The sequence below is a fragment of the Leifsonia sp. NPDC058292 genome (genome assembly GCF_042880955.1).
In the GTDB taxonomy this organism is placed as follows: Bacteria; Actinomycetota; Actinomycetes; order Actinomycetales; family Microbacteriaceae; genus Leifsonia.
In genome coordinates this window covers 1-11,458 of sequence record NZ_JBHVYL010000063.1, presented here as the reverse complement: position 1 = coordinate 11,458, position 11,458 = coordinate 1, and the positions used below count along the sequence as shown (strand labels likewise).

At 67.5% G+C, this 11,458-nt stretch carries 13 protein-coding genes; 4 read left to right on the top strand and 9 right to left on the bottom strand.

From position 1 onward, the window contains the following. Positions 1-31 precede the first annotated feature (31 nt). The 4 genes from argG to ACFVWR_RS18575 all read right to left on the bottom strand — a co-directional run bounded on the left by argG (position 32) and on the right by ACFVWR_RS18575 (position 3,362). Positions 32-1,459 carry an argininosuccinate synthase gene (gene argG, locus ACFVWR_RS18590; protein ID WP_387215740.1) on the bottom strand — a complete coding sequence of 476 codons (1,428 nt, stop codon included), beginning with the start codon at positions 1,457-1,459 and terminating at the stop codon, positions 32-34. An 83-nt stretch (positions 1,460-1,542) separates the two neighbouring features. Further along, positions 1,543-2,247: a hypothetical protein gene (locus ACFVWR_RS18585; RefSeq protein WP_387215737.1), complete on the bottom strand. Its 705-nt coding sequence runs from the start codon at positions 2,245-2,247 to the stop codon at positions 1,543-1,545. Between the two features lie 44 nt (positions 2,248-2,291). Next, the gene (locus ACFVWR_RS18580; RefSeq protein WP_387215734.1) at positions 2,292-2,762 is read right to left on the bottom strand and encodes a DUF6114 domain-containing protein; all 471 of its coding nucleotides are present in this window, start codon (positions 2,760-2,762) and stop codon (positions 2,292-2,294) included. Positions 2,763-2,765: 3 nt separating this feature from the next. Then, positions 2,766-3,362: a DUF6230 family protein gene (locus ACFVWR_RS18575; protein WP_387215731.1), complete on the bottom strand. Its 597-nt coding sequence runs from the start codon at positions 3,360-3,362 to the stop codon at positions 2,766-2,768. Between the two features lie 345 nt (positions 3,363-3,707). Between ACFVWR_RS18575 and ACFVWR_RS18570 the strand changes: the two genes are divergently transcribed. After that, positions 3,708-4,244, top strand: a complete 537-nt coding sequence (locus ACFVWR_RS18570) for a TetR/AcrR family transcriptional regulator (RefSeq protein ID WP_387215743.1) — start codon at positions 3,708-3,710, stop codon at positions 4,242-4,244. 37 nt (positions 4,245-4,281) lie between these two features. Here ACFVWR_RS18570 and ACFVWR_RS18565 read toward each other — a convergent pair whose 3' ends face one another. The 4 genes from ACFVWR_RS18565 to ACFVWR_RS18550 form a co-directional block, all read right to left on the bottom strand. Beyond that, a complete protein-coding gene (locus tag ACFVWR_RS18565) occupies positions 4,282-4,833 on the bottom strand; it encodes a hypothetical protein (protein ID WP_387215728.1) in 552 nt (183 codons plus the stop codon). Positions 4,834-4,921: 88 nt separating this feature from the next. Then, positions 4,922-5,494: a hypothetical protein gene (locus ACFVWR_RS18560; protein ID WP_387215724.1), complete on the bottom strand. Its 573-nt coding sequence runs from the start codon at positions 5,492-5,494 to the stop codon at positions 4,922-4,924. 628 nt (positions 5,495-6,122) lie between these two features. Then, on the bottom strand, positions 6,123-6,398 hold the full coding sequence (locus ACFVWR_RS18555; RefSeq protein ID WP_387215721.1) for a hypothetical protein: 276 nt from the start codon (positions 6,396-6,398) through the stop codon (positions 6,123-6,125). Between the two features lie 155 nt (positions 6,399-6,553). Next, on the bottom strand, positions 6,554-7,558 hold the full coding sequence (locus tag ACFVWR_RS18550; protein ID WP_387215718.1) for a LacI family DNA-binding transcriptional regulator: 1,005 nt from the start codon (positions 7,556-7,558) through the stop codon (positions 6,554-6,556). Positions 7,559-7,663: 105 nt separating this feature from the next. Between ACFVWR_RS18550 and ACFVWR_RS18545 the strand changes: the two genes are divergently transcribed. Genes ACFVWR_RS18545 through ACFVWR_RS18535 form a run of 3 tightly spaced genes read left to right on the top strand, consistent with a single transcriptional unit; the run spans position 7,664 to position 10,955 of the window. Beyond that, entirely contained in the window at positions 7,664-8,611 is a 948-nt protein-coding gene (locus ACFVWR_RS18545) for a nucleoside hydrolase (RefSeq protein ID WP_387215715.1), read from the top strand. Next, positions 8,608-10,023, top strand: a complete 1,416-nt coding sequence (locus ACFVWR_RS18540; RefSeq protein ID WP_387215712.1) for an MFS transporter — start codon at positions 8,608-8,610, stop codon at positions 10,021-10,023. Before ACFVWR_RS18545 ends, ACFVWR_RS18540 begins: the two co-directional genes overlap by 4 nt. Further along, entirely contained in the window at positions 10,020-10,955 is a 936-nt protein-coding gene (locus ACFVWR_RS18535) for a ribokinase (RefSeq protein WP_387215709.1), read from the top strand. Before ACFVWR_RS18540 ends, ACFVWR_RS18535 begins: the two co-directional genes overlap by 4 nt. Here the strand turns inward: ACFVWR_RS18535 and ACFVWR_RS18530 are convergent. Further along, positions 10,952-11,290 (bottom strand): hypothetical protein, encoded by a 339-nt coding sequence (locus tag ACFVWR_RS18530; RefSeq protein ID WP_387215706.1) that lies wholly within the window; start codon positions 11,288-11,290, stop codon positions 10,952-10,954. The two genes, ACFVWR_RS18535 and ACFVWR_RS18530, sit on opposite strands and share 4 nt — an antisense overlap. Positions 11,291-11,458: the final 168 nt, after the last annotated feature.

The following is an 11,458-nucleotide window of genomic DNA, read 5'->3' as shown; positions in this document are numbered from 1 at the left end:
CTCCTCTCGCGGTCGCTGTGCTGTTATCGGGTCAGTCGGTACCGAGGTCGAACGCGGCGGCCTCGTTGGCGGCGTCGGTGGCGGCTTCGAGAGCCGACTCGGTGTCGCCGGCCGTGATCGACGCGGCCTCGCCCTGCTGGAGGTCGCCCACCAGCTGAGCCGTGGCGCCTCCGACGATGCCGGCGCGAGCGTACTGCTCGAGCCGCTGCCGGGTGTCGGCGATGTCGAGGTTGCGCATGGTCAGTTGGCCGATGCGGTCGAGCGGGCCGAACGCAGCGTCGCCGACGCGCTCCATCGAGAGCTTCTCGGCCTGGTAGCTGAGCGACGGACCGCGGGTGTCGAGGATGGTGTAGTCGTCGCCGCGGCGCAGGCGCAGGGTGACCTCGCCGGTGACGGCGGAGCCGACCCAGCGCTGGATGGACTCGCGCAGCATGAGCGACTGCGGGTCGAGCCAGCGGCCCTCGTACATCAGGCGGCCCAGGCGGCGGCCCTCCTGGTGGTAGTTCGCCACCGTGTCTTCGTTGTGGATGGCGTTCAGGAGGCGCTCGTAGGCGATGTGCAGCAGGGCCATACCCGGGGCCTCGTAGATACCGCGGGACTTCGCCTCGATGATGCGGTTCTCGATCTGGTCGCTCATCCCGAGACCGTGGCGGCCGCCGATGGCGTTGGCCTCGAGCACGAGCTCGACCGGGTCGGAGTACTCGACGCCGTTGAGGGCGACCGGGCGTCCCGCCTCGAACGTCACGGTCACGTCTTCGCGCTCGATCTCGACCTCGTCGCGCCAGAACGGCACGCCCATGATCGGCTCCACGATCTCGATGCCCGCATCCAGCTGCTCGAGCAGCTTGGCCTCGTGGGTCGCGCCCCAGATGTTGGCGTCGGTGGAGTACGCCTTCTCGGCGGAGGCCTTGTAGGGGAAGCCGCGCGCGACGAGCCACTCGCTCATCTCGGAGCGGCCGCCCAGCTGCGTGACGAACGCTTCGTCGAGCCACGGCTTGTAGATGCGCAGGCGCGGGTTGGCGAGCAGGCCGTAGCGGTAGAACCGCTCGATGTCGTTGCCCTTGTAGGTGGAGCCGTCGCCCCAGATCTCGACGTCGTCCTCTTTCATCGCGCGAACGAGCAGCGTGCCGGTGACGGCGCGCCCGAGAGGCGTGGTGTTGAAGTAGGTCTTGCCCCCGGAGCGGATGTGGAAGGCGCCGCACGCGAGTGCGACCAGACCCTCCTCGACCAGGGCGGCGCGGCAGTCGACGAGACGCGCGATCTCAGCGCCGTACTCGTGAGCGCGGCCGGGAACGGCCTCGACGTCGGGCTCGTCGGGCTGCCCGAGGTCGGCCGTGTACGTGCACGGCACGGCGCCGTTCTCGCGCATCCAGGCGACGGCGACGGACGTATCGAGACCGCCGGAGAAGGCGATTCCGACGCGTTCGCCAACGGGAAGACTTGTGAGCACTTTGGACATACGTCAAGCGTATTCAGTCGAGCACCCTCCCGATGACCATCGGAGGGCAGAAAATGTGCCGGATCTCTCGCTCGATTCCTGCCCTATTCGCTGAGGGCCTGGTGGGATGCCTTGAACGAGATGGATCCGGCGGTCACGCCCAGCAGCCCCAGATTCACCTTGAGGAGCTGCGGGGGAAGGCCGTCTTTCGGTGGCGGAGTCGACGCCCCGAGCGTGAGCGGGGTGCCGTCGAGCAGCGTGGCGGTCGCCGAGTCGACGTAGACCTGCACGTCACCGCGCAACTCCATGCGGTCGGCGGTCGTGAGCAGCACCGGGCCCGACTCTTTGCGAACCGTGAGTGTGAAGTCGTCGATCGCGATCCGGTCGGCGACCAGCTTCAAGGCAGGAGTCTTGCTGCCGTCGGCAAGCGGAACCTCGACGACGGTGATGCCCTTCAGACCCGAGAACGTGATCGAGGAGCCGCCGAGCTGGGCCGGAGGCAGCGTGAAGGTCGGGGCCCCCGCATCCGGGGCAGGCGGGGTGGGCGTCGGTGTCGCGGTGCCGGATGCGGGCGATCCGTCTTCGCTGCCGCCGCCGCCGGCGCCGCCGCTGCCGCCACTGCTGCCGCCGCCGGCGCCGCCGCTGCCGCCACTGCTGCCGCCGCCGGGGAGGGGCAGACCGGGCAGGGTCGGCGTGGGGGAGGGGGTCGGCGACGGGGCGTCGCATTTCATCAGGATGGGGATGCACAGCGACGTGGGGGCGACCGGCGCCGCGCCGAGACCGGTGAGCGCCACGGCGAGCGCCAACACGACCGCGCCCCGAGCCGCGGGCCGCGCGCTGCGCTTGCCGGCGGTCAGGATTGCTCCTGCGGAAGCGGGGGAGCGTCCGCGCTCGCCGGGTGGGGCTCGGCGGCCGGTGGCGTCGGTTCGACCGTGGGCTTGGGCATCCACGCCACGGTGAGCACGCCCCCGACAGCGCCCAGAAGCATGCCGACGAAGAAGCCGCCCAGGTTCACGCCGACGAGCGAGTACACCGCGATCGCGAGCGCGATTACGCCGTAGAAGATGCGGTGCGCCGGCATGGTGACGATCAGCACGCCGAGCAGCACCAGCACCACCGGGATGATCGTCGCCTGCAGCCCCTCTAGTCCGAGCTGCACATGGATCTTGCCGATGTCGAGCTGACCGGAGAAGAACAGCTCGATTCCCGAAAGTGCGACGAGGAGTCCGCCGACGAACGGTCGACCGCGCCGCCACGCGCCGAATCGCGTGCGGCTGTTCCGGATCGGCACGTCACCGTTCTGGCGACGGGATGCGGAGGCCATGTTCTAGAAGCATCCTTTGGCGCCGTCGGTGAGCTGCACGTGCATGCCCGTGAGCGTGAAGACGGAGGCCTGGGTGCTCCAAGCTGTCTGCTGGAGGTTCTTGATCTTCACGGTGTCGGCGTCTTGCGCGAAGTCGCCCGCGCCGCCCTTGTGCGCCGTGTTCACCGTCGATGCGTCGACACCGATGCGGATGTTGCCGAAGTCGGCGTCGCCCTTGAGGTCGGTCATCCCGATCTGGAGGTCGGTGGCGCTGGCCGGCTTGCCGTTCCCGCCGGCGGTGATGAGCAGACCGACCTTGCCCATCGGGGTGTCCGTGACCACGGACTGGCACAGGTCGGAGAGGTTCGCCGACGCGATGTTGGCGATGGCGACCTGATGGTTCTTGCCCGCCGTGTCAGGGGCGACGCCCGCGTACTGGGAGAAGCCCGTACCGTCGAGTTGCGAGGCGCTGATCTGGAACTGGCTGCCCGACACCGCGAACGAGACGGGCACGGCGCCGTTCGCGACTCCGGCCATCAGCACGGTGGACACCACGGCGACAGGCACGGCGGCGAGCACGATGCGCCCGGCGTGGGTGCCGGTGAGCTTTCTGAACTTCACAGATCCTCCTTGATCCTGCGTTCGAACGGGGCACGAGGGGCCGCGGCCCCCATCTGGGTCACATGCGCACTCCCAGGAAGGAGCGTAGTGCTTATTGACGGCATGTCAATAGAGCGGGAGTGATGTGTGGGGTGGGTGGGGTGCGCCGGACATTTCGGCCGACGCGCCGCCGACCTGTCCGTCGTGCCGGAGAAACAGCGGGAAAGCGGCCTAGTTCTCCGACCTCATGCGCGGTGAGGCGGTCGAGCCTCGGCTGGGATTGGCTCGGTGCAGGGCGGATAGGCTCGCTGCATGCAGGACGATCGGCGAACCCGGCTGACCCCCGAGGAGCGTCGCGCCCAATTGGTGGCGATCGGTGTCGCTTCGCTCGCAGAGCGCCCGCTCGAGTCGCTGACGATCGAGTATCTTTCTGCGCAGGCGGGTGTGTCCCGGGGCTTGCTTTTCCACTATTTCGGTTCGAAGAACGGTCTGCGCAGAGAAGTGGTGCGCACCGCGCGCGACAGCATGCTGCACGCCTCCGAACCCCTGCCCGACCTCCCGCCGCTCGACCGCTTGCACGACACGTTGACCCGGATCGTGCGGTTCGTGCGCGATCACCGCGGCACGTTCTTCTCGCTTGTTCGTGGTGTCGCCAGCGGGGATTCGGAAGTGCGCGAAGTGGTCGAGCAGGCGAGAGCGCTTCAGGCTGAGCGCGTTGTCGCCGTCTTCCTGGAGCTTGGCGCGACCGATTCGGAACTGCTGCGCATCGCCCTTCGCTCCTGGGTCGCCTTTGCGGAGGAAGCGCTCGTCGAGAGCGCGCTCGGTACGGATCTGCCGTCAGAGGAGATCGTGGCGTTTCTCGAGCGCAGCGTGCGCGCTGTGGCGTCCTCTGTCGAGAGTTGAACGCCCTCGATCCGCGCGACGCTCTTGGTTACTGCTTTCACTCGCCGATCTCGCCCTCGTCTTGGCCGCGCTCGGGCTCCTGCGTCCCGAGTTCTCCGTAGTCGCCGGGCACGCAGCGGCTCGTTGCTTTGAAGCTGGCGTAGTCTTCGCCGACCGTGAACTGGATGAGCGGCAGGTCGGGGCTTGATCCTGACAGCCAGGGAGGATCGGAGAGGATGTAGTGGTCTCTTCGAGTCGATTTGTCGAACACGACCTCGACCCTGTGCCCGTGAGCCGACCAGATCTCTCGTAATTGCTCTGCGACGTCGGCCGGGTCGCTCGGCAGCGGTTGACCCGCCCGGCGATACATCATCGAGTACGCCGCCCTGGGTTCCGCTTCGGACGAAGAACATGTCCACCAGTTGCGCGAGTACGTTGTCCAGGTCCCGCCAACCGAGTTCTTGGTGAGCTCATACATCTCTCGGATTTCGGCCTTCGCCTCTTCGGATGTCAACTCGGCTCGCTTCGTTTCGTGTTTCGCCATTGCGGGTGGCGCGCTACTACAGCCACTCGCGAGCGTCACGCTCGCGGCCAGCACTGTCAGCGCCATCAGATTTCTGGCCATTTGCGAGCCCACGGACTTCCCTCCGTCCGATACAGGGTCTGTTCGCGCAAATCGTCTGGCCACGCGATGCCATTCAGAGAGCTCCGCCGGAGCCGTCGTCGAGGTGAGAGGTCTCAGTGGCTCGAAGGGCATCGAGGTCTCCTAGGACGCATCGGCTTGTCGCCAAATAGTTCGCGAAGTCTGTGCCGACCATGACCTGAAACAGCGAGCCGTTGGGCGCGCTTCCGCCCAACCATGGTGGATCCGACACGATGGATCGAGGTGGCTTCATGTCGGTGTTATGAGTGATTTCGTCGATTGCATGCCCGTGCTCCCGCCAAACAGAACGAACTTGCTCCGCAACGTTCTCGGGACGATCCTGGAGAGGCTGGGAGGCGCGAACAGTGTAGAAGTGGTATCTCACACCGACGTCGCCAACCTCGGTGGTGCAGCGCTCCCAGCTTCGTGTGTCCTCAATCCAATCTCCGCCAACCAACAATTTCGTCGCTTCGTAAAGCTCACGCACTTCGCCTTTGGCTTCTGCAGAACTGAGCATCTCCCCTTCTTTCTTCGAAGTGTCCTTAGGACTAGCCGTACAGCCGGCCAGCAGGGCACACATCGCGCCCAATCCGGCAAACACCAGCAGCCTCATTCTTGGGGTGCCCATATGACTCCTTTGCGCCCAACATCGTCAGCTCTGTCTGCTATCTGCAAAGCCAGTCGGTCTGCTGGCGTCCCGCCGGAAATGACGGCTTCCCCATGCCCCGTGGTTGCGAACGCCGTGTTGTACATAGCCGTCGTGTTCAGATCGAAATAGCTGTACTTGCCCTCGCTTTTCGTAGAGCTGAACGGACCGTGTTGGGTGGTGCCGTGAAGTGTTTTCCCTTCCTCGTCTTGCGCCGATTCGGAACTGAAAACACGAGCCCCGAACGACGGTGCTGTCGGGTCTTGTCGCCGGCTCGTGGTCTGCCCGACAGCCGCCCAGGCGTCGTGGTGGCCCTGAGACGCGAACACTTGGCCCTTCGGGACATTGAGAGACTCGCTATCCGAGATCGATTGTGAGATCCCTGCGGATCCCAAAATGACGAGATGATCGACGTGGGTGTCGGCCGCGCTCAGAGTAGCGACCGTGCGACCTGGGCTTTACCTGACCAGCCGGAGTCAGTCACGGTGGCTTGTGCTGCGGTCACGGTCGCGTGCACGTCGCGCAGTTCGGTGGCTTTCCGTGCCCGGATGATCGCGAGATGCCTGATCGCAGCTGGCTCCCCGGCGCCCGTTCGTTACATCGACCGGCATCAGAACGCCCGCGCCAAAGCAGCATCCGCATCCGAGAACGTCGACACGACGCCCCGAGGCGAATTGCCCACGGCCAATAACGCATCCGCTGTGACGTCGGCGCGGAGCTTCTGCATCGTCGCCGCCTCGCGGATCGCAGTGCTCACCTCTGCCGCGCCGGTGTGAGAGTCGTCGGCACTCGTAAGCTCCGGGGCGAACCGCACCGAAGGTATCGACGTGGTGATCTTCGACGCGACGTCATCGAGCAGTGCGGCATCGATTCGTAGAACGGACAACGGCAGCCCCCAGAACGCTTGTGGATTATCAGCGCCCCCGCGCTGATAAGCAGGCTATGGGGTCAACGAATGCAAGCAATAACCCTGGTCAACGAAGATTTCGGTATTCAAGAACACCGAGTGACGGGAGGCGTCAAAGCTCCCCGCGCCGCGACTCACCGAGTGGAGTCGCGCGCCACGAGCGTTGCCACCAGCGGAGGAAGATCCTCGGCCGGGGTGTCGTCGATCTGGTGGATGAGCCGGCGTGCGGCGGCGCGGCCCAAGGGCTCGCCGGGAAGGCGGATCGTCGTCAGCGACGGTGACGTGACGGCCGAGTACGGCAGGTCGTCGAAGCCCGTCACCGCCAGATCCTGCGGCACCCGGATGGCGAGCCCGCGTGCCGCTTCGAGCACACCGTACGCGTGGGTGTCGGTGGCGCACACGACCGCGGTCACCCCGGCATCCCGCAGCGCCGGCCAGGCCTGGGTGAACGCATATGCCGCTGCGTGCATGTCGATCACGCTGCGCGCCGCATCCGGGGCCTCGACCGACATCCCGTGCTCGGCCGCAGCGGCGATCACCCGGTCACGGCGCAGATCGAACGTGGTGGTTCCGGTGACGCTGTCGAGGTAGGCGATCGTCGTGTGGCCTCGGGATGCGAGGTGTGCGGCGAGCTCGTCGATCGCATCCGCCATGTCGTAGTTGACGGTCGCGACGGGATGCGCGAGTTCCGGCGCGTCCAGGAGCACCAGGGGGTCGCCGTCGACGACCTCGTCGAGGAAGGCGTCGGAGGGGGCGTCGACCAGGAGGCCGGCAGGGCGGAGGCCGGCGAAGCGACGGAGGTCGGCCGCTGTGGGCTGCACGCCACTCTCGGTCACTGAGAGGACGAGCTGGAAACGGTCGCCGAGTTCGGCACTGATGCCACGGATGACGGCGCCGAAGAAGGGGTTGGAAAGGTCGGGCGCGACGAGGATGACGAGGTCGCTCCGCCCGCGCGCGAGTGCGCTGGCTCCGCGGTCGATGACATAGCCCAACTCGTCCACCGCGGCCTGCACGCGAGCGATGTTCGCCTCGGACACCCTGCCCTGCGTCTTGTTATTGAGCACCAACGACACGGTGGCGATGGACAGCCCTGCTCGTTCGGCCACCGTGGCGGCCGTGACTCGGGGCGTCCGTTGCATGTATTGATGCTAGCGGCCGAGGGGCGGCACCCTGATTTCGCGTCAAACGCTTAACGTGATAGGCATTAACCGCTTAACTCGAATACCCCGAAGAAGTGGAGCCCCATGGGCACGAAGATCATCCTGGACTGCGACCCGGGCCATGACGACGCGATCGCGATGCTGCTCGCGCACGGCAACCCCGACATCGAACTGCTCGCGGTCACGACCGTCGTCGGCAACCAGACGCTCCCGAAGGTGACGCGCAATGCGCTGGCCGTGGCTCAGATCGCAGGCATGACCGGCGTGCCGATCGCCGCCGGCTGCGATCGGCCGCTCGTGCGGGCGCTGGAGAACGCTCCCGACATCCACGGCGAGTCGGGCATGGATGGGCCGGTGCTGCCAGCCGCGACCCTCGAGGCCGACAGCCGCCACGCGGTCGACCTGATCATCGAGACGATCATGTCCCACGAACCCAAGACCGTGACACTGGTTCCGACCGGCGGGCTGACGAACATCGCGCTGGCCGTGCGCAAGGAGCCCCGCATCGCGGAGCGCGTGAAAGAGGTCGTTCTCATGGGAGGCGGATACCACGTCGGCAACTGGAGCCCGGTTGCCGAGTTCAACATCAAGATCGACCCCGAAGCGGCGCATATCGTGTTCAACGAGAGCTGGCCGGTGGTGATGGTCGGCCTCGACCTGACGCATCAGGCGCTCGCCACCCCCGAGGTCGTCGAGAGGATCGCTGCGGTCGGCACTGCTCCCGCTCGGTTCGTCGTGGAGCTGCTCGAGTTCTTCGGCGGCACGTACAAACAGGCGCAGGGCTTCGACTCGCCCCCGGTGCACGACCCGTGCGCGGTCGCTTACGTGATCGATCCGACCATCGTGCGCACCGTGAAGGTGCCGATCGACATCGAGCTGACTGGCAGCCTCACACTGGGGATGACCGTGGCCGACTTCCGCAGTCCTGCTCCCGACGACTGCACGACCTTCGCCGCCACCGACCTCGACCACGAACGCTTCTGGGCGCTCGTCGTCGACGCACTGGAGCGGGTCGGGGAGGTCTCCGCATGAGCACCGGCACCGACGCCACGACGCCCGGCTCGAAGGTGCGTCTCGGCGCCCTCACCGCCGCCCTGCTCGCGGCCTGCGTCGCGTTCCAGCTGAACGCGAGCATGCTGAGCCCCGTTCTCGTCACCATCGCCCGCGAGTTGAAGACGGATGACGCATCCGTCGGCTTGTCCCAGACGATGTTCTTCACGCTCGCCGCCCTGTTCTCCCTCTTCCTGCCGCGACTCAGCGACATCGTCGGCCGCAAGCGCATCCTCGCCATCATGTTGATCGTCATGGGTGTCGGCAGCATCGTCGCGGCGCTCGCCGTCAATATGCCCATGCTGTACGTCGGCCGGGCGATCCAGGGCGTGGCCGGTCCTGTGGTGCCGATCTGTCTGCTGATGCTGCGCGCCGAGATCGCCGACCCGAAGAAGTACGGCGCGGCGATGGGGCTGCTGACGGCCGTCAACGGCGGTATCGCCGGAGTCGATGCGATCGCAGGCGGCTGGCTCGCCACGACGCTCGGGTTCCGTTCGGTGTTCTGGGTGATCGCTCTCGTCTCGGTCGTCGCGGTGGTCATGGTCGTCGTGTGGGGCGTCGAGTCGAAGCCGTCCGAGGGAACGAAGATGGACTGGTGGGGCGTGCTCCCGCTGGTCGTCTCGATCGGAGCCCTGCTGATCGCGCTCAACGAGGCGGGCAAGCTCGGCGGGGCGAACGCGGGGATCGTCGTCGGGGGAATCGTGGTGGCCGTCGTGGCTTTCGCCGCGTTCTGGATGGTCGAGAAGCGTCTCGCGCAGCCTCTGGTGCCGCCCGCCTACCTGCGCCGGCGCAGTACCTGGGCGCTCCTGCTCACCACGCTGCTGACCATGACCGGCGTCTTCGCGGTCGTCAACGGGCTCGTCACATCCCTGGCGCAGAACGGCACGGCGGGCTTCGGCATGGAGGCCGACCTCGCGTCGCTCGCCTTCCTCACGCCGTACGCGCTCGTCGGATGGATCGTCGGGCCCTTCTCCGGCCGCCTCGCCCCGACCCTCGGCTACCGGAACGTGCTGCGGGTCGGTCTCATCGGCACCATCGTGGCCACCCTGATCATGGCGTTCGTCGGCGTGCACTCGCTGCCCGTGCTGATCGTCACGACGGTGCTCATCGGGGTGACGTATGCCGGAATCGTGAACATCATGCTGAACGGGCTCGGCATCGTGCTCTCACCGGCCGACAACCCGGGGTTCCTTCCGGGACTGAACGCCGGCGCCTTCAACCTGGGGGCGGGTCTGAGCTTCGCGCTGCTCCCTGCGCTGCAGATCACCCTGTCGCCGGCCGGGAGCACCTCGACGACGGGGTACTCCAGCGGCATGCTGCTCGGCGCCGCCATCACCGTCGTCGCTCTGGCGATCTCCTTCCTGATCCCGCGCCCGACGGAAGCGGAAGCGTGACAGGCGGCGAGCGGATACCGCGAACCGGACTCGTCATCGTCGGGTCGCTGAACGCCGACTTGGTGGTGCGGACGGAACGTTTCCCCGGGCCGGGGGAGACCGTGCGCGGGTCCGCGCTCGCCACCCTCGCCGGCGGGAAGGGCGCCAACCAGGCCGTGGCGGCGGCCCGGCTCGGCGGCGCGGTGACGATGGTCGGCGCGGTGGGGGATGACCCCCACGGCGACCTGCTGCGGCGATCGCTCGACTCGGCGGGCGTCGACACCTCGCGTGTGCGCGTGGTGCCGGAGGTCGCCACGGGAACCGCGATGATCACGGTGAACGCCGACGGCGAGAACACGATCGTCGTCAGCCCGGGCGCGAACGGGCGACTGGCGGCGACGGATGTGGAGCAGGGCGACGCCTTCGACGGCCGCGCCGTGCTCGGGCTGTGCCTCGAAGTGGATGCGGCCGTCGTGACGGCGGCGGCATCCCGAGCCCGCGACGAGGGCATCACCGTGCTGCTCAACCTGTCGCCGTACGCCGACGTGCCGCACGAGCTGCTCGCGGCGACCGATGTGCTGCTGGTCAACGAGCACGAGGCGGCCCAGCTGTTCGGAGTGCCTGCCGACGGCGACCAGAGCGCGGCTGTCGCGCGCGGTCTCGGCGAGCTGGGCATCCCTCGGGCGGTCGTCACGCGTGGCGCCGACGGGGCGACGGTCTTCGATCACGGAGAGGTCTCGCACATCGCTGCCGTGCGGGTCGACCCGGTGGACACGACCGGATGCGGCGACGCGTTCATGGGCGCGCTCGCCCTGCGGTTGTCGCAGGGCGACGATCTCGCGCGGGCGGCGCGGTTCGCCTCCCTGGTCGGGGCGTTCGCTGCGACCCGCGACGGAGCCCAGTCGTCGTATCCGACGGCGGACGAGCTGGAGAAGTTCTCCGCCCGGCGCTAGACGCCCTCTTCTTCGACGTCCTCTTCTGTCAGCACGCCCGCATCCGGGTCGTCATCGTCGTGCTCGTCGAGAATGGGCGACGCTTCGCGCTGGTTGCCCCCGGTCGGGCCGTCGTTGCCGTCACCGGGCCCGGGCCAGATCGTCTCGCCTGCCACGGCGTCGTTGGTCACGAGGTCGTCGGCGAACTCCTCCTCGGCGATCGGGTCGTTCGCGGCGTAGTCGACCTCGCCGGAGCCCGGTTCAACCCAGCCGGCGGTGTCGCCGGCGTCCTCGTCGCCGAGCTGCTCACCGCTGAACTCGTCGTCGACGCCGTCTTCGGGGATGCGCTCACTCATCGTCTTCCAATCGTCGTTGTGTGCAGCGAACGCTACACCGCGACGATGAAACGCAGAAGGCGGCCGGGCCACGGACCGGCCCCCGTCTCACGGCGCGGCGAGCGCGAACGTCGGCGCGACATCGTCGGAGTGGGCGGCGGGCGTGCCCGCGGGCCCGGGGCCGCGTCC